Genomic DNA, 16,619 nt, shown 5'->3' with positions numbered 1-16,619 from the left:
GCACGGCCGGCGCCACTAACGTCGGAGCCGTGACTGTCATCGCGACCGAAAGCCTGAGCAAGCGGTACCCCCGAGTGACCGCAATCGACCGGCTCTCCCTGGACATCGGGCCGGGAGTGACCGGCCTCGTGGGTGCCAACGGAGCCGGCAAGTCCACGCTGATCAAGATCCTGCTTGGACTGTCCCCCGCCACCGAGGGCCGCGCCGCCGTGCTCGGACTCGACGTCGCCACCCATGGCAGCGCGATCCGTGAACGCGTCGGCTACATGCCCGAGCACGACTGCCTGCCGCCCGACGTCTCGGCCACCGAGTTCGTCGTACACATGGCGCGCATGTCCGGACTACCGCCGACCGCCGCCCGCGAGCGGACCGCCGACACCCTGCGTCACGTGGGCCTGTACGAGGAGCGCTACCGCCCCATCGGCGGCTACTCCACGGGCATGAAGCAGCGGGTCAAGCTGGCGCAGGCACTCGTCCACGACCCCCAGCTGGTCCTCCTCGACGAGCCCACCAACGGCCTCGACCCCGTCGGCCGCGACGAGATGCTCGGCCTGATCCGCCGCGTCTACACCGACTTCGGCATCTCCGTCCTGGTCACGTCCCACCTCCTCGGCGAGCTGGAGCGGACCTGCGACCACGTCGTGGTCGTCGATGGCGGCAAGCTGCTGCGTTCCAGCTCCACCAGCGACTTCACGCAGATCACCACGACCCTCGCGGTCGAGGTCACCGACTCCGACACCCACCCGGACGGCACCGCCGCCCTGCGCAAGGCGCTCGCCGAGGCGGGCATCACCCTGCACGCGGGCGAGGAGCAGGGCCTGCCCGGAGCCGGCCACATCCTGCTCGTCGAGGCCACCGGCGAGGACACCTACGACACCGTGCGCGACACCGTCGCCGACCTGGGCCTCGGCCTGGTCCGCATGGAACAGCGCCGCCACCACATCGCGGAGGTCTTCCGCGACAACGACCAGCAGCAGCTCGTCCGGAAGGGAGCCGGTTCCGATGGCGCCTGACACCTCGACCCAGATCCACAACATCGGCTACCGGTCCTACGAGGGAGCCCGGCTCGGCCGTGCCTACGCCCGCAAGTCGCTGTTCTCGCAGTCCCTGCGCGGCGCCTACGGACTCGGCCGCTCGGCCAAGTCCAAGGTCCTCCCGATGCTGCTCTTCGCGGTGATGTGCGTCCCCGCGCTGATCATCGTCGCGGTCGCCATCGCGGTACCCGGCTCCACCAGCCTGCCGATCAAGTACACGACGTACGCCCTGACCACCCAGGTGATCATCGGCCTGTACCTCGCCTCACAGGCACCGCAGTCGGTCTCCCGGGACCTGCGCTTCAAGACCGTGCCGCTCTACTTCTCGCGGCCGATCGAGCGCGTCGACTACGTCCTCGCCAAGTTCGCGGCGATGGCCTCGGCGCTCTTCATCCTCACCGCCACACCGCTGCTGATCATGTGGATCGGCTCGCTGCTGGCCAAATTCGACTTCGCGGACCAGACCAAGGGGTTCGCCCAGGGACTGGTCTCCGTGCTGCTGCTCTCGGTGCTGTTCGCCGGCCTCGGCCTGATCATGGCAGCGCTCACCCCGCGCCGCGGCTTCGGCGTCGCCGCCATCATCGCCCTGCTCCTGATCCCCTACGGCGCCGTGACCGCCGTCCAGGGCATCGCGTACAACACCGGTTCGACCGGTCCCATCGAGTGGATGGGCCTGTTCTCCCCGATCACCCTGATCGACGGAGTGCAGACGGCCTTCCTCGGTGCCACCTCCGCCTTCCCCGGCGGAGACGGCCCCTCGGCCGGCGTCGGATTCGTCTACCTGCTCGTCGTCCTCGCCCTCATCGCCGGCTCGTACGCCGCTCTGATGGCCCGCTACCGGAAGGCCGGGCTGTGACCACCATCGACATCGACCACACCTCCCGCTGGTTCGGGAACGTCGTCGCCGTCAACGACGTGACCATGCACATCGGCCCCGGCGTCACCGGGCTGCTGGGCCCCAACGGCGCCGGGAAGTCCACCCTCATCAACATGATGGGCGGCTTCCTCGCCCCCTCCACGGGCACCGTCACCCTCGACGGCGCGCCGATCTGGCAGAACGAGCAGGTCTACAAGCAGATCGGCGTCGTGCCCGAGCGCGAGGCCATGTACGACTTCCTCACCGGCCGGGAGTTCGTCGTCGCCAACGCAGAGCTCCACGGCCTCGACGATGCCGCCGCCCAGCGGGCGCTCGCCACCGTCGAGATGGAGTACGCCCAGGACCGCAAGATCTCCACGTACTCCAAGGGCATGCGCCAGCGCGTGAAGATGGCCTCGGCCCTCGTCCACGACCCGTCCGTACTGCTCCTCGACGAGCCGTTCAACGGCATGGACCCGCGCCAGCGCATGCAGCTCATGGACCTGCTGCGACGCATGGGCGACGACGGCCGCACCGTGCTGTTCTCCTCCCACATCCTGGAGGAGGTCGAACAGCTCGCCTCCCACATCGAGGTGGTCGTCGCCGGCCGGCACGCCGCTTCCGGCGACTTCCGCAAGATCCGCCGCCTGATGACGGACCGCCCGCACCGCTACGTGGTCCGCTCCTCCGACGACCGGGCCCTCGCCGCGGCCCTGATCGCCGACCCCTCCACCGCCGGCATCGAGGTCGACCTCAAGGAAGGCGCCCTGCGCATCCAGGCCGTCGACTTCGGCCGCTTCACCGAGCTGCTGCCGCGGGTCGCCCGTGCGCACGGCATCCGGCTGCTGACGGTCTCGCCCTCCGACGAGTCCCTCGAGTCGGTCTTCTCCTACCTCGTCGCGGCCTGAAGGAGCTGGCACCCATGTACAACCCCACCGTCGCCCGGCTCACCTACCGCGCGCTGCTCGGCCGCCGCCGCGCTCTGATCCTCTGCGGGCTGCCCGTCCTGCTGATCGTCCTCTCCACCGCCGTCCGCGCCTTCACCGGCCTGGACGACAAGGTTGCGGCCGACCTGCTGGGCGGCTTCGCCCTCGCCACCATGGTTCCGCTGATCGGCGTCATCGCCGGCACCGGCGCCATCGGCCCCGAGATCGACGACGGCTCGATCGTCTACCTGCTCTCCAAGCCGGTGAAGCGCCCGACGATCATCATGACCAAGCTGATCGTCGCGATCGCCGTCACCATGGCCTTCTCCGCGATCCCGACCCTGATCGCCGGGTTCATCCTCAACGGCAACGGCCAGCAGATCGCCGTCGCCTACACCGTCGCCGCCCTCGTCGCCTCGATCGCCTACAGCGCCCTGTTCCTGCTGCTGGGCACCGTCAGCCGGCACGCGGTCGTCTTCGGTCTGGTCTACGCCCTGATCTGGGAGTCGCTCTTCGGCAGCCTGGTCTCCGGCGCGAAGACCCTCAGCGTCCAGCAGTGGGCCCTGGCCCTCGCCGAGAAGGTCGCCGGCGAAGGCTACGTCGATGCGACCGTCGGCCTGCCCACCGCGGTGATCCTGCTCTGCGTGGTCACCGTCGGCGCCACCGTCTACGCCGGCCAGAAGCTGCGCCGCCTCACCCTGGCGGGCGAGGAGTAGGCCGCCGACGTACCGGCTTCACGCCCGGTGCCCCGCCCGGCCCACCGGCCAGGCGGGGCACCGCCGTACGGGGCAAAATCAGTGCATGATCGAGCACACCGAGCCCGAGCCGTCCAGGCCCGTAGGGTCCTGGATACGCTCCTCGCCCGGTACGCACATATGGCTGCTGCTCCTCGCCGTCACGAGCATCATCGTCGTGATCGCGCCCGACCACCTCGAGCACGTCCTGCTCCACCGCCACAGCAGCAATATCCACGAGCTCACCCGGCACCCCGTGCGGGCCCTGCTCTCCAGCGCCTTCTGGATAGCGAACCCGGCCTCGCTCGCCCTGTACGCCGTCCTCTTCGAGCTCTTCCACGCCCCCGTCGAACGCTGGCTCGGCACCCTGCGCTGGCTCGCCATCGTCGCGACCGCCCACATCACGGCCACCCTGATCAGCCAGAAGGTGGTCCTGATGGCCATTCAGGACCACCGGGCCCCGCAGAGCATGGTCCACGTCGTCGACGTCGGCGTCAGCTACGGACTCGCGGCCTCGATCGGGGTCCTCACCTACCGCCTCCCGAACCCCTTGCGCTGGCTCTACCTCGCCTGTGTCGTCGCCTTCTTCGGGCTCCCCCTCCTCACCGGAGGCACGTTCACCGACCTCGGGCACGCCATCTCGCTCTCCGTCGGGCTGCTCGCCTGGCCGCTGACCCGCCACCCGCACCCCAGGCATGTTTCACGTGAAACATGAGCGCCGCGCTCGCCGGGCTGTTGCGCGGAAATTGACTGGTACGGGACGTACGCCCCGGGCAGAGTGAGTCGTGCGGGGAGCAACAAAAAGGTCCGGAGCAGCCACTTCGAGCGCGCCTTGCGGCGCGGGCTGTTCCGGACCTTCCTCGTTCTCGGCCGAGCCGTCAGGCAGCACCCAGCAGGCGCTCCAGCACCACCGCGATGCCGTCCTCCTCGTTGGAGGTCGTCACCTCGTCGGCCACCGCCTTCAGTTCCGCATGGGCATTGGCCATCGCCACGCCATGGGCCGCCCAGCCGAACATCGGGATGTCGTTGGGCATGTCACCGAAGGCGATCGTCTCCGCAGCCTTCACGCCAAGCCGGCGCGCGGCCAGCGAGAGGCCGGTGGCCTTCGTCAGCCCCAGCGGCAGGATCTCCACTATGCCCGGGCCGGCCATGACGATGTCCACCAAGGAGCCCACCGTCGCCCGGGCCACCTTCACCAGCGCGTCGTCGTCGAGCTCCGGGTGCTGGATGTACAGCTTGTTCAGCGGAGCCGTCCAGACCTCCGCGGTGTCCTCCAGGTAGAGCGCCGGCAGGCCCTCCTGCACCTGGTAGCCGGGCCCGAACAGCACGTCGCCGTCCACCCCGTCCCGGCTGGCCGCGAGCGCCAGCGGACCCACCTCGGCCTCGAGCTTCGACAGCGCCAGACCGGCCAGCTGCCGGTCGAGCGTCACCGAGGTCAACAGCCGGTGCGCCCCCGCGTCGTAGACCTGTGCGCCCTGCCCGCACACCGCGATCCCCTTGTAGCCGAGGTCGTCCAGCACGCTCCGGGTCCAGGGCACGGCCCGGCCGGTGACGATGATGTGCGCCGCGCCCGCCGCGGTGGCCGCGACGAGCGCTTCACGGGTGCGTTCCGAGACGGTGTCGTCGCCACGCAGCAGCGTGCCGTCGAGGTCGGTCGCGACGAGCTTGTACGGGAACGGGGCCGGGCTCACTTGGTGATCGGCTCCAGGACCTCGCGGCCGCCCAGGTACGGACGGAGCACCGCCGGCACTCGCACCGAACCGTCGGCCTGCTGGTGGTTCTCCAGGATGGCGACGATCGTGCGCGGTACCGCGCACAGCGTGCCGTTCAGCGTCGAGAGCGGCGCGGTCTTCTTGCCGTCGCGGTAGCGGATCGACAGGCGGCGGGCCTGGAAGCTGTTGCAGTTCGAGGCGGAGGTGAGCTCGCGGTACTTGCCCTGCGTCGGGATCCACGCCTCGCAGTCGAACTTGCGCGAGGCGGAGGAGCCCAGGTCACCGGTGGCGACGTCGATCACCTGGAAGGGCAGCTCCAGGCTGGTCAGCCACTGCTTCTCCCACTCCAGGAGGCGCTGGTGCTCGGCCTCGGCCTCCTCCGGCGCGACGTACGAGAACATCTCGACCTTGTCGAACTGGTGGACGCGGAAGATGCCGCGGGTGTCCTTGCCGTACGTACCGGCCTCGCGGCGGAAGCACGGCGAGAAGCCGGCGTACCGCAGCGGCAGCTTGTCGGCGTCGATGATCTCGTCCATGTGGTACGCGGCGAGCGGGACCTCGGAGGTGCCGACCAGGTAGTAGTCGTCCTTCTCGAGGTGGTACACGTTCTCCGCGGCCTGGCCGAGGAAGCCGGTGCCCTCCATGGCGCGCGGGCGGACCAGCGCCGGGGTCAGCATCGGGATGAAGCCGGCCTCGGTGGCCTGCGCGATCGCAGCATTGACCAGGGCGAGCTCCAGCAGGGCGCCGACACCGGTCAGGTAGTAGAAGCGCGAGCCCGACACCTTGGCGCCGCGCTCGACGTCGATGGCGCCCAGCGACTCGCCGAGCTCCAGGTGGTCCTTGGGCTCGAAGCCCTCGGCGCCGAAGTCGCGGATGGTGCCGTGCGTCTCGAGGACGGTGAAGTCCTCCTCGCCGCCGACCGGCACGTCCTCGTGGACGATGTTGCCGAGCTGGAGCAGCAGTCGCTTGGCGGCCTCGTCGGCCTCGTTCTGCTCGGCCTCGGCGGCCTTGACGTCCGTCTTGAGCTGTTCGGCCTTCTTGAGCAGCTCTGCCCGCTCCTCCGGGGAGGCCTTGGGGATGAGCTTGCCGAGCGACTTCTGCTCGTTGCGGAGTTCATCGAAGCGCATGCCGGAGGACCTGCGGCGCTCGTCGGCGGAGAGCAGTGCGTCGACGAGTTCGACGTCCTCTCCACGGGCGCGCTGCGAGGCGCGGACACGGTCAGGGTCTTCACGGAGCAGCCGGAGGTCAATCACCCCTCCAGGCTACCGGGCTGGGCTTCCTGGGATCACACCGATATCACGCTGCGTGTCGCTATGTCCTAATTGCGGAGAATGGAAAACTCTGGCCGGCTGGCCGGAAGTGGCCCTTGCCGGGCAGTCAATAAAAGCGTCCCATTCCCTGAAAAGGGGCGCAACCGGGGTATCCCGGCACCCTCTGAGCAGGGGCGGGAAGGCCTCCCTTGTCCACAGGAATTGTCCACGGCGGGGACTTTTCCACAGGCTGTGTGCCGGATCTGTGGACACGGAATTAGATCAATCCCCACCGGCGGGCCGTCCGGAGGAATCAGGGTTCAAACCACCCTCACACACTCATTCGGGTGGGAATGACTCGCTCCAAAGAGTTGATCGGCGATGCGGGGGTGACGCCGTTCACCTCCCGCTCCCCAGCGCGAAACCTGGGCCCGCCGACCGATTTGTCGACCTTGTCGTGCCATGATGTCGACTAGTCCACAGGTCCCCATCTCGGCCTGTGGATAACTCTGTGGACAGTGGAGGAAGAGCTACGCCCGGCCGTCGAGGCAGCGCGTCAGCCAGTCGGAAGCGGCCGTGAAGTCCCCGTCCGAGGTGCCGGGCCGCGGATCGCGCACGTCACCCTGAGCGACGCCGGCGCGCGGGTAGGAACCGAGGAAGCGGACCTGGGGGCAGGTGCGCTTGAGCCCCATGAGCGCCTCGCTGACCCTGCGGTCGGAGATGTGGCCCTCCGCGTCGACGGCGAAGCAGTAGTTGCCGATGCCCGCGCCCGTCGGCCGGGACTGGATCAGCATCAGGTTGACCCCGCGGACGGCGAACTCCTGGAGGAGCTCCAGCAGCGCACCGGGGTGGTCGTCGCCGAGCCATAGCACGACGGAGGTCTTGTCGGCGCCGGTCGGTGCGGCGGGCCGGGCGGGGCGCCCGACGAGCACGAACCGGGTCTCGGCGTTCTCCGCGTCGTGGATCTCGGTGACCAGCGGGACGAGCCCGTACGTGGCGGCAGCGAACTCGCCCGCGAAAGCGGCGTCGAAGCGGCCCTCCTGGACCAGCCGGGCGCCGTCGGCGTTGGAGGCGGCCGACTCCCACATCGCGTCGGGCAGGTTCGCCCGCAGCCAGTTGCGCACCTGGGGCTGGGCGACCGGGTGCCCGGTGACGGTCTTGACGTCCGACAGCTTGGTCCCGGGCCGCACGAGCAGCGCGAACGCGATGGGCAGCAGCACCTCGCGGTAGATCATCAGCGGTTCGCCGGAGGCCAGCTCGTCCAGCGTGGCGGTGACGCCGCCCTCCACCGAGTTCTCGATCGGCACCAGGGCGGCTGCGGCCTCCCCGTTGCGTACGGCATCCAGGGCGGCCGGGACCGACACCATCGGGACGAGCTCCCGGGTCGCGGCTTCCGGCAGTGTGCGGAGGGCGGCTTCGGTGAAGGTGCCCTCGGGACCGAGATAGGTGAAGCGGGTGGCCGACATGTGATCAGCCTAATGCCGGGCCCCCGACCACCGGGGTGCTGTTCATCCTTCGAGCAGCCGCTGCCCCACGTACTCCCCGTCGCGCGGGCCGGGCGGCACCGCGTACAGCCCGCTGGACTCGTGCCGGATGAACTCCGACAGGGCGTCCCCGCGGTCGAGCTTGCGCTGGACGGGGACGAAACCGCGCAGCGGATCGGCCTGCCAGCAGATGAAGAGGAGCCCCGCGTCCGGCGTGCCGTCGGCGCCGATCCCGTCGTGGAAGGAGAAGGGACGCCGGAGCATGGCGGCCCCGCCGTTCTGCTCGGGGGCGGAGATCCGGGCGTGCGCGTTGGACGGGATGACCGGCTTGCCGTCGGGGCCGATCTTGTCGAGGGCCATCTTGGTGGTCTCGGTGCCGCCGGTGAGTGGCGCGCCGGTGGCCTTCGTACGGCCTATGACCTGCTCCTGCTGGGTCAGGGACTGCTTGTCCCAGTCGTCGAGGAGCATCCGGATGCGGCGTACGACGGCGTACGAGCCCCCGCCCATCCAGGCGTGCTCGGCGGGCCCGGGGCCCGTGGCGGGGACGAAGATCCGCTTGTCGAAGTCCGGCTGCGCGGGCTTCGGGTTGCCGGTGCCGTCGATCTGGCCCATGAGGTTGCGGGCGGTCATGGGGGCGGCGGTGGCACCGGGGGACCGGTTGAAGCCGTTCATCTGCCAGCGCACGCGGGCGGCGTCCCCCGCGTCCTTCTGTAGGGCGCGCAGGGCATGGAAGGCGACGAGCCCGTCGTTGGCGCCGATCTGGACCCACAGGTCGCCGTTGCTGCGCTGGGCGTCGAGCCGGTCGGCGGAGAAGTCGGGCAGCGGGTCGAGGGCGGTGGGGCGGCGGGCGGCGAGCCCGGTCCGCTCGAAGAAGGAGTGCCCGAAGCCGAAGGTGACGGTCAGGGAGGACGGCCCGGCGTCGAGGGCGATCCCGGTGTCCGTGGATGAAACAGCCTTGCCTGCCATCAGCAGGCGGGCGGTGTCGGACCAGCGGCGCATCAGGGCGGCGGCCTCCTTGTGCCCGGCACCCGGGGCCAGGTCGAAGGAGAGGACGTGGCCCTTGGCCTGCAGCGGGGTGGTGATGCCGCTCTGGTGGTCGCCGTGGAAGTCGACCTCGGTGGCGCCGAGGGAGGCGAGGCTCCCGGCGGCGCCGGGAGCGCCGGCCGGGGAGTCGGCGAGTGCGGAGTGCACGAGGGCACCGCCGGTGGCGCCGAGCGCTAGCCCGGCGGCGCCTGCGGCGCCGACGGTGCCCAGCAGCCGGCGCCGGGAGATCTCGATGTCGGGGTTGCTCTCGGTCACGCTGGTCAGCCGATCTTCACGTTCTTCTGCACGGTCGTCTGGTCGATGTCGGAGGTACGGACGGTCACGTCGATCCGCCATTCCCCGGCGAGCAGCAGCTGGACGCCGGATGCGCTCCAGTGTCCGGGGGCCGCGCGCTCCGGGATGAGCGGCAAGGGGCCGATGTCCTTGACGGGGAGGGTGAAAGCGACCTTGATCTCGGGGGTGTCGAGAGGCTTGCCCTCGGGGTCGTCGACCCAGACGTGGAGCGAGTTGGCGCCCACCCGGCCCGGGTCGAGCTCCACCCGGACCGACCCCTTCCCGTTCTCGCCGCCGGTGTCGAACGGCAGGGTGATCTTGATGGCGCGGTTGGGGACGGCGGTGGCCGCGGACTCGCGCCCCCTCGACTGCTCGCCGGTCCGACCGGGTTCGGTGCTGGTGAGGACGGTGGTCACGGCGAGCAGGACGACGGCGACCCCGGCCTCGGCGAGGACGGAGCGGCGCAGCCCCGCCCGGTTCGGATCGGCGTCGCGGACCTGCTTCTCGCGTGCGTTCTCGCGGGCGGCACGCTGGCGGGCGAGCTGTGCGGCCCGCTTGGGGTCCTCGGGGACCGTGACGGCGGCCGGCTGTGTTTCACGTGAAACATTGCGCTGCCGGGCGATCTTGGCCGGCTTCCCGGCGGGAGCGTCGGTGAGCCGTGCGGTCCACGAGCGGGAGACGTAGGCGACGGCGACCAGGGCGGCGACGAGCCCGACCTTCATCAGCAGGAGCCGTCCGTAGCTGGTACCGGTGAGGGCCGACCAGCTGCCGACCTGGCGCCAGGACTGGTAGATGCCGGTGACGGTCAGCACCAGGACGCTGACGAACGCGACCCGGGAGAACCGCTGGACCGCCTCGCGCTCGATCCCGGGAACCTTGTGGAGGGCGACGAGCAGTGCGGTGAGTCCGCCGAGCCAGGCGGCGACGGCCAGCAGGTGCAGGATGTCGGCGGGCATGGCGATACCGGGCTGGATGCCGGTCGAGGCGTGCTCGGACAGGGCCCAGGTGGCGGCGATCCCGCCGGCGACGACGGCTCCGCCGATGCCGAGGCCGAAGAGCAGGTCGTTGGCCTCCTTGTCCGCAGTCTGCCCCTGCCCCTGCCCCTGCCCCTTGCCATTGTCCTTGTCCCCGTTCTTGCCCTTGCCGATGTCCCCGGTCTCGGCGGTCCTGCGCGCAAAGGCGCCGAACAGCACGGCGATGAACAGCGCGGCGGCACCGAGAAGCAGCAGCCGGGAGACGAGGGAGGCGCCGGGCTTGGTCTCCAGAACGGCCTTGAGGCCGTCCAGGTCCAGCGCGTCGGCGAACTTCCCCGACCCCGTGTACGGGTTGCGGAGCACCAGCATCGCGAGGGTGGCGGCGGTGAGCGTGACCCAGGCGCGCACGACGAGCTTCTGCAGGGGGCGTTGCGCGGCGCCGCGGCGCCAGCACAGCAGGATGAAGGCGGCCCCGCCGACGAGGACGGTGAAACCGGCGTAGGCGGCGTAGCGGGCGATGTCGTACGCGATGCCGACGGGTCCGCCGCCCGCCTGCCCGGTGGGCAGGGCGACGCTGGTCGCCGAGGGGGCGCCGATGGAGAAGGTGAAGGCGCCGGAGACGGGGTGGCTGTCGGCGGACACGGCCTGCCAGGCGACGGTGTACGTGCCGTCCGGCAGTCCGGAGTGCAGAGCGGTGCCGTAGCGGATGGTGGATCCGCTGCACATGTCGCGCAGTTCGCCGGTGTCCACCCGCCTGCCCTGCGGGTCCATGACGCGGATGGAGTCGTCGCCCATGGCGACCTGCTCCGAGAAGGAGAGGGTGACCTGGGCGGGGGCCGTGGCGACCACCGCTCCGTCCTTGGGGTCGCTCGCGGTGAGTGCGGCGTGTGCCGCGGCCGGGCCGGCCGCGGTGAACAGGGCTGCCAGCAGGGCTGCGAGGACCAGCGCGAGCCGCGGCAGGAGTGCCGCAGCCTGGACGCGGGCCGGGGAGGGGGCGATGGCCGTCATGGCGTGTCAGTACCTCGGTCCGTCAGTGGGCGCTGGTGTTCTGGGCGTTGTACGTCCGTTCCTTGACGTCCAGCTCGACCTTGACCGGGTCGGCCTTCTCGAAGCGCAGCTCGACGGTGACCTTGTCACCGACCTTCGGCGTGTTCTTCAGCCCCATGAACATGACGTGGCTGCCGCCGCGCTCCAGCTTCAGCTCGCCGTTGGCCGGCACGTCCATGGCCGCGACCTGCTGCATCTTCTGGTCCTTGGTCTCGTGGATCTGCAGATCGTCCGAGAGCGGGCTGGTGACGGCCGTGAGCTTGTCGGCCGTCATCGAGTCGTTCTTGATGACCATGAACGCGCCGGCCATCTTGTCGTTCACGGGCTCCGGCATGAAGGCGCCGGTGACCGTCATCTTCGGCTTGTCCGCGCCGGCCTTGGCGGCCGAGCCGGAGTCGGAGTCCGAGGAGCAGCCGGATATGGCGAGCGCTGCCGTCAGGGAGAGTGCGGCGGCGAAGGTGCGGGTGGTGCGGGCGTTCACGGGTTCTCTCCCTTGATGATCTTCGGCAGGTCCTTGGTGTAGTCGTCGACGGTGCTGCCTTCGCCGTAGAGGAGGTACCCCTCGTCGGTCTTGGGTGAGAACGCGATGACCTGGGCGCCGTGCATGGAGACGACGCTGCCGTCGGCCTCCTTCTTGGCGGCCTCGATACCGATGCCGAGCTTGCGCGCGGCGGCCTGGATGGTGGCGAAGTCCCCGGTCAGTCCGGTGAAGGACGGGTCCTGGGCCTTGAGCCACGCGCCGAGGGAGTCGGGAGTGTCCCGTTCGGGGTCGGTGGTGACGAACACGACCTGGAGCTTGTCCTGGTCGGCCTTCGGGAGTGCCTTCTTGGCGACGGCGATGTTGCTCATCGTCAGGGGGCACACGTCGGGGCAGTTGGTGTAGCCGAAGTAGATGAGCGTCGGCTTGCCCTTGGTCTGCTCGCGCAGGCTCCACGGATTGCCGGTGGTGTCCGTCAGGACCAGCTCCGGCTTGTCGAAGGGGCGGTCGAGGACCGTGGCGGTACCGGCCTTGGACTGACCGGTGATCTGCGTGACCGCGTCGGTCTTGGCGGGCTCACCGCCACAGGCGGTGAGGGTGAGCGCGGCCACTGCCGCGAGGGCGGCGACCGTCACACGTGTGGTGCGCATGGAGAGATGTCCCTGGGATCGGGTATGCGGTGCGGGCGGGCCGGCCACGAGGGCGGCCGGCTGCGCGCACGTTCTGGATACGGGGATACGGGGATACGGCCTGCGGCCGCGTCGGGTCAGGAGGCGCGTCGACGCGCGGCGACACCGAAGGCGACACCGCCGAGGCCGATGACGATGCCTGCGACGCCGAGGACCCGCGCGGTCGTGTCGGAGGCGTCCGCAGCGGCCTCGTCGTGGCCCTTGTCGTCCTTGGCGGCGGTGGCGTTCTTGTCGTCGTGGTGGCCGTCGGCCGCCTTGGCCGCGGTCAGCTTCAGGACGGGCGCCGGGTTCTGCGGCTCCGCCGCGCCTTCCTTGGGCTCCTCGATCCAGCGGACGATCTCGTTGTTGTCGTACGTCTGGATCGCCTTGAAGACCATCTGATCGGCGTTGTCGGGCAGCTTGCCGACGGAGACCGGGAACTGCTGGAACTTGCCGGGCTCGATCTTGCCGCCGCTCCAGGTCACCTTGGTGACGGCTTCGCTGACCTGCTTGCCGTGGACGGTGAGCGGCTTGTCGAGCTTGCTCTTCTCGACCGTGACGGTCCAGCCGGGGATGTCCTGCGGCATGACGGACGTCAGCGGCTGGTCCACGGGGAAGTTGACTTCCAGCTGCGTGGTCGAGGCGTTGTCGCGCTCGTTCGGAACCTTGAAGTTGATCGTCGCGTAGCCGCCCTTGGTGGCCTCGCCGGGCTGCACGCCGACGTGCGCGAAGGCGGTGCCGGACAGGACGAGGACGGCGCCGGCGGCAAGGGCGGCGGCGAAGGAGACGCGAGAGGTCTTCATGGCAGAAACACTCCACAGGGGCAGTGGTGACGGTGGTTCCGCGCACGGGCGCGCGCGGAGTTCGCGGCACCGGTGCTTCCGCCGGGTGCTCCGGGGAGGGGGTGCCGCGTCAGGCTGCGAGGGCGAGCGCCGTGCAGGGCGGCCCGCGCCTGATCACCGTGTGCTGGAGTGCCTCCCGGCCGGTGTGGGCGGCGGGTTCGGCGGCGCTCCGGGTGGCCTGCCGGGTACCGGCAGGCGCGCCCGGGAGCCCGGCGCCGAGTGTGCGTACGAAGGCCAGTGCGGCGCGCAGCGGGCGTACCGGATCGGCTTCGGCGGAGGCGCGGGACAGCTCGACGAGCCGGAACAGGGCGGCGTCGCCGCGCCCCAGCAGCCAGCCCGCGGCCAGCGCGGCCAGCAGGTGGCCGAGGAGCATGCCGGTGCTGAACAGCCCGGTGGCGGGGGCCGCGTAGGCCTGCACCATGTGCGCGTGGCCGGCATGTGCCTGCGCCGCGGCCTGCCCTGCGGCCTGGGCCGTCATGGCGGCCGGATCCAGTCCGGCGGTCTCCAGGATCTGCCGGGCGTCGGCCGGGCTGAGCGGGACGGAGTTGCCCCCGCAGACCAGCCGGGCGGCGAGCGCCGCGAGCGAGGTGTCCGTGCCGGCGGGTGCCTGGGGCGCGGCGTCGCCGTGCTGGGCGAGGCCGAACACGGCGTGCAGTCCGAGCTGCCCGAAGGCGAGTCCGGCGGCGATGCCGGGCAGCGAGCGCCGGCGTCCCGCGAGCGGGGCGGCGACCGCGAACACGGCGAGGAAGGCGATGACGAGGGCCCACCAGGGCACGGTGGCGCAGGACGCCAGTGCGTGCCCGGCCGCGGACAGCACGACGCAGACCGCGGTGAACACCGCGGCCCGGATCAGCCGGAGGCCGGCTCCGGCGGGCGTCGCGTGGGGGACAGTCATGGCCGGGCCATCATCGCACTGAGCTCACGCCGTCCATACGGCAGGTCCGGAAGGTCGTGAGTGCCCCTGTACGAGGGCTTCACCTCGGGTGTCCCCGCCGGGGCGGAGGCCCGTGAGCCGCCGCATACACCGCTGCCCGGGAGTGCCGCATCGGCCGAATGAGGGCTGTGGCGGCCGCCGGGCGCTTACGCACCCCCGCGGGCGGCAATAGGTACCCGTATGAGCATCTGGTGGTCTCTCCACTTGAGGCGCGAAGCCGCGAGCGTGCCGCTCGCCAGGCGGTTGCTGCTGGGGACGATGGAGACCGCGGGGGTGGACCCGGACATCTCCTTCGATCTGTCGGTGGCACTGAGCGAGGCGTGCGCGAACGCGGTGGAGCACGGCGGCCCGGCGGCCGAAGCCGGTGTCGGCGCGGAACCGGACCCGGAGGCGTGCGCGGCGTACCGCGTCACGGCGTACCTGGACGGGGACTGCTGCCGCATCGAAGTGACCGATTCGGGCCCGGGATTCCCGGCGGCGACGGTCGCGGGGCGCAGACCCCCGCCGGCCGGCCCCTCCGAGCCGTCGGAGAGCGAGCACGGCCGGGGCCTTTGGCTGATCGCGGAGCTCGCCGACCACGTCAGGTTCCGCAACCGGCCCGGCCGGGGCGCGGTGGTCAGCTTCGACAAGATCCTGAAATGGCGTGAGGGAGCGCTGCTGAAGGCGTCGTAGCCGCGCAAGTCCTCCCGGATACGCCGATGGACGGGACTCGCGTACGAGATCCCGCCCATCGGAGGTCAGCCGTCCGAGTTCAGCCGTCTGACGTCAGCCTTCGCAGGCCGGCCGTCGCAGGCCGGCCGTCGCGGCCTGCCGGAGTCAGCTCTTGAGGCGCGCCATCCAGGTCTCGACATCGGCCGAGGTGCGGGGCAGCCCGGCCGACAGGTTCCGGTTGCCGTCCTCGGTGACCAGGATGTCGTCCTCGATCCGGACGCCGATCCCGCGGTACTCCTCGGGCACGGTCAGGTCGTCGGCCTGGAAGTACAGACCGGGCTCGACGGTGAGGCACATGCCCGGCTCCAGCGTGCCGTCGACGTACGCCTCGGTGCGCGCGGCGGCGCAGTCGTGGACGTCCATGCCGAGCATGTGGCCGGTGCCGTGCAGGGTCCAGCGGCGCTGCAGGCCGAGCTCCAGGACGCGCTCGACCGGGCCCTCCAGCAGGCCCCACTCGACGAGCTTCTCGGCGAGGACGTGCTGCGAGGCGTCGTGGAAGTCGCGGAACTTCGCACCCGGCTTGACGGCCGCGATGCCGGCTTCCTGGGACGCGTACACCGCGTCGTAGATCTTGCGCTGGATGTCGGTGTACGTGCCGTTGATCGGCAGCGTGCGGGTGACGTCGGCGGTGTAGAGGGAGTGGGTCTCCACGCCGGCGTCGAGCAGCAGCAGGTCGCCGGAGCGGACGTCGCCGTCGTTGCGGACCCAGTGCAGGGTGCAGGCGTGCGGGCCGGCGGCGCAGATGGAGCCGTAGCCGACGTCGTTGCCCTCGACGCGGGCGCGCAGGAAGAACGTGCCCTCGATGTAGCGCTCGGACGTGGCCTCGGCCTTGTCCAGGACCTTCACGACGTCCTCGAAGCCGCGGACGGTGGAGTCGACGGCCTTCTGCAGCTCGCCGATCTCGAAGTCGTCCTTCACGGCGCGGGCCTCGGAGAGGTAGACGCGCAGCTCCTCGTCGCGCTCCTTGGTGACCTTGTCGGTCAGAGCGGTCTCGATGAGGGAGTCGTGGCCGCGGACGTTCCGGACCGGGCCCTCGGCCTCGGCCAGCTCGTCGGCGAGCTTGCGGACGTCCTTCGCGGGGATGCCCAGCAGCTGCTCGGCCTCGGCCAGGGAGTGGCGGCGGCCGACCCACAGCTCGCCCTGGCCGGAGAGCCAGAACTCGCCGTTCTCGCGGTCCGAGCGGGGCAGCAGGTAGACGGTGGCGGTGTGGCCGGTCTCGCCCGCGGGCTCGAGGACCAGGACGCCGTTCTCGGTCTGGTCGCCGGTCAGGTACGCGTACTCGGTCGAGGCGCGGAAGGGGTACTCGGTGTCGTTCGAGCGGGTCTTGAGGCGACCGGCGGACACGACCAGGCGCTCGCCGGGGAAGCGCGCGGACAGCGCGGCGCGGCGGGCGGCGGTGTGCGCGGCCTGGGCGATCGGCCCCAGCCCGTGCAGCTCGGTGTCGGCCCAGCCCGTGCGCATGTTCTCCGCGAGTTCGTCGCTGACGCCCGGGTACAGCCCGTTCTTGCGCTGCTTGTGCTTCTTCTGGGGCTGCTCTTCTTCCGGGGTCTCCGGGGTGAGCTCGTCAGCCACGTCTTCTCCTCAGCTACGACAGGACCGGGTATGGACCGCATCCATCGTATGTGCGAGGGGAAGACGCCCGGCGGCGGGTG

General features: G+C 70.7%; 16 protein-coding genes. 6 read left to right on the top strand and 10 right to left on the bottom strand.

Annotated elements, in window-relative coordinates:
* Nucleotides 1-29 precede the first annotated feature (29 nt).
* The 5 genes from AB0M76_RS01020 to AB0M76_RS01000 all read left to right on the top strand — a co-directional run bounded on the left by AB0M76_RS01020 (nt 30) and on the right by AB0M76_RS01000 (nt 4,265).
* Nucleotides 30-1,013, top strand: a complete 984-nt coding sequence (locus AB0M76_RS01020; RefSeq protein ID WP_266995722.1) for an ABC transporter ATP-binding protein — start codon at nt 30-32, stop codon at nt 1,011-1,013.
* The gene (locus tag AB0M76_RS01015) at nt 1,003-1,890 is read left to right on the top strand and encodes an ABC transporter permease subunit (protein ID WP_099890723.1); all 888 of its coding nucleotides are present in this window, start codon (nt 1,003-1,005) and stop codon (nt 1,888-1,890) included. Before AB0M76_RS01020 ends, AB0M76_RS01015 begins: the two co-directional genes overlap by 11 nt.
* A complete protein-coding gene (locus AB0M76_RS01010; protein WP_229337996.1) occupies nt 1,887-2,798 on the top strand; it encodes an ABC transporter ATP-binding protein in 912 nt (303 codons plus the stop codon). The genes AB0M76_RS01015 and AB0M76_RS01010 overlap by 4 nt, the downstream gene beginning before the upstream one ends.
* 14 nt (nt 2,799-2,812) lie before the next feature.
* Nucleotides 2,813-3,532: an ABC transporter permease gene (locus AB0M76_RS01005; RefSeq protein WP_365950894.1), complete on the top strand. Its 720-nt coding sequence runs from the start codon at nt 2,813-2,815 to the stop codon at nt 3,530-3,532.
* A gap of 85 nt (nt 3,533-3,617) precedes the next feature.
* Complete coding sequence (locus tag AB0M76_RS01000; RefSeq protein WP_365950893.1) at nt 3,618-4,265, top strand: rhomboid-like protein; 648 nt, start codon at nt 3,618-3,620, stop codon at nt 4,263-4,265.
* 163 nt (nt 4,266-4,428) lie between these two features.
* Here the strand turns inward: AB0M76_RS01000 and AB0M76_RS00995 are convergent, their stop codons facing one another.
* The 9 genes from AB0M76_RS00995 to AB0M76_RS00955 form a co-directional block, all read right to left on the bottom strand.
* Entirely contained in the window at nt 4,429-5,241 is an 813-nt protein-coding gene (locus tag AB0M76_RS00995) for an HAD family hydrolase (RefSeq protein WP_365950892.1), read from the bottom strand.
* Nucleotides 5,238-6,515 carry a serine--tRNA ligase gene (gene serS / locus AB0M76_RS00990; RefSeq protein ID WP_266665790.1) on the bottom strand — a complete coding sequence of 426 codons (1,278 nt, stop codon included), beginning with the start codon at nt 6,513-6,515 and terminating at the stop codon, nt 5,238-5,240. The genes AB0M76_RS00995 and serS overlap by 4 nt, the downstream gene beginning before the upstream one ends.
* A 527-nt stretch (nt 6,516-7,042) precedes the next feature.
* Entirely contained in the window at nt 7,043-7,978 is a 936-nt protein-coding gene (pheA, locus tag AB0M76_RS00985) for a prephenate dehydratase (protein ID WP_266665791.1), read from the bottom strand.
* 42 nt (nt 7,979-8,020) lie between these two features.
* Nucleotides 8,021-9,295, bottom strand: a complete 1,275-nt coding sequence (gene efeB / locus AB0M76_RS00980; RefSeq protein ID WP_365950891.1) for an iron uptake transporter deferrochelatase/peroxidase subunit — start codon at nt 9,293-9,295, stop codon at nt 8,021-8,023.
* A gap of 5 nt (nt 9,296-9,300) precedes the next feature.
* Nucleotides 9,301-11,295 carry a copper resistance protein CopC gene (locus tag AB0M76_RS00975; RefSeq protein ID WP_365950890.1) on the bottom strand — a complete coding sequence of 665 codons (1,995 nt, stop codon included), beginning with the start codon at nt 11,293-11,295 and terminating at the stop codon, nt 9,301-9,303.
* Nucleotides 11,296-11,317: 22 nt separating this feature from the next.
* A complete protein-coding gene (locus AB0M76_RS00970; RefSeq protein ID WP_365950889.1) occupies nt 11,318-11,815 on the bottom strand; it encodes a copper chaperone PCu(A)C in 498 nt (165 codons plus the stop codon).
* Entirely contained in the window at nt 11,812-12,462 is a 651-nt protein-coding gene (locus tag AB0M76_RS00965; RefSeq protein WP_365950888.1) for an SCO family protein, read from the bottom strand. Before AB0M76_RS00965 ends, AB0M76_RS00970 begins: the two co-directional genes overlap by 4 nt.
* Before the next feature lie 116 nt (nt 12,463-12,578).
* Nucleotides 12,579-13,283 carry a YcnI family protein gene (locus AB0M76_RS00960; RefSeq protein ID WP_365950887.1) on the bottom strand — a complete coding sequence of 235 codons (705 nt, stop codon included), beginning with the start codon at nt 13,281-13,283 and terminating at the stop codon, nt 12,579-12,581.
* Nucleotides 13,284-13,392: 109 nt separating this feature from the next.
* Nucleotides 13,393-14,217 (bottom strand): hypothetical protein, encoded by an 825-nt coding sequence (locus tag AB0M76_RS00955; RefSeq protein ID WP_365950886.1) that lies wholly within the window; start codon nt 14,215-14,217, stop codon nt 13,393-13,395.
* A gap of 219 nt (nt 14,218-14,436) precedes the next feature.
* Here AB0M76_RS00955 and AB0M76_RS00950 point away from each other — a divergent pair, with 219 nt between their 5' ends.
* Nucleotides 14,437-14,928: an ATP-binding protein gene (locus AB0M76_RS00950; RefSeq protein ID WP_365950884.1), complete on the top strand. Its 492-nt coding sequence runs from the start codon at nt 14,437-14,439 to the stop codon at nt 14,926-14,928.
* Between the two features lie 144 nt (nt 14,929-15,072).
* Here the strand turns inward: AB0M76_RS00950 and AB0M76_RS00945 are convergent, their stop codons facing one another.
* Nucleotides 15,073-16,539 carry an aminopeptidase P family protein gene (locus tag AB0M76_RS00945; RefSeq protein ID WP_365950883.1) on the bottom strand — a complete coding sequence of 489 codons (1,467 nt, stop codon included), beginning with the start codon at nt 16,537-16,539 and terminating at the stop codon, nt 15,073-15,075.
* Nucleotides 16,540-16,619 lie beyond the last annotated feature (80 nt).

Origin of the sequence: Streptomyces sp. NPDC051364 (assembly GCF_040682115.1) — a bacterium.
Lineage (GTDB): Bacteria > Actinomycetota > Actinomycetes > Streptomycetales > Streptomycetaceae > Streptomyces.
The sequence above is the reverse complement of the archived record's forward strand: the minus strand, read 5'-3'. Positions and strand labels throughout refer to the sequence as shown.

What these genes read in the sequence shown, in the direction of transcription:
- AB0M76_RS01000 (WP_365950893.1), top strand. Translation starts at nt 3,618, where the DNA reads ATGATCGAGCACACCGAGCCCGAGCCGTCCAGGCCCGTAGGGTCCTGG.
- AB0M76_RS00955 (WP_365950886.1), bottom strand. Translation starts at nt 14,217, where the DNA reads ATGACTGTCCCCCACGCGACGCCCGCCGGAGCCGGCCTCCGGCTGATC.
- pheA (WP_266665791.1), bottom strand. Translation starts at nt 7,978, where the DNA reads ATGTCGGCCACCCGCTTCACCTATCTCGGTCCCGAGGGCACCTTCACC.
- AB0M76_RS00975 (WP_365950890.1), bottom strand. Translation starts at nt 11,295, where the DNA reads ATGACGGCCATCGCCCCCTCCCCGGCCCGCGTCCAGGCTGCGGCACTC.
- AB0M76_RS01015 (WP_099890723.1), top strand. Translation starts at nt 1,003, where the DNA reads ATGGCGCCTGACACCTCGACCCAGATCCACAACATCGGCTACCGGTCC.
- AB0M76_RS00960 (WP_365950887.1), bottom strand. Translation starts at nt 13,283, where the DNA reads ATGAAGACCTCTCGCGTCTCCTTCGCCGCCGCCCTTGCCGCCGGCGCC.
- AB0M76_RS00965 (WP_365950888.1), bottom strand. Translation starts at nt 12,462, where the DNA reads ATGCGCACCACACGTGTGACGGTCGCCGCCCTCGCGGCAGTGGCCGCG.
- AB0M76_RS01005 (WP_365950894.1), top strand. Translation starts at nt 2,813, where the DNA reads ATGTACAACCCCACCGTCGCCCGGCTCACCTACCGCGCGCTGCTCGGC.
- AB0M76_RS00950 (WP_365950884.1), top strand. Translation starts at nt 14,437, where the DNA reads ATGAGCATCTGGTGGTCTCTCCACTTGAGGCGCGAAGCCGCGAGCGTG.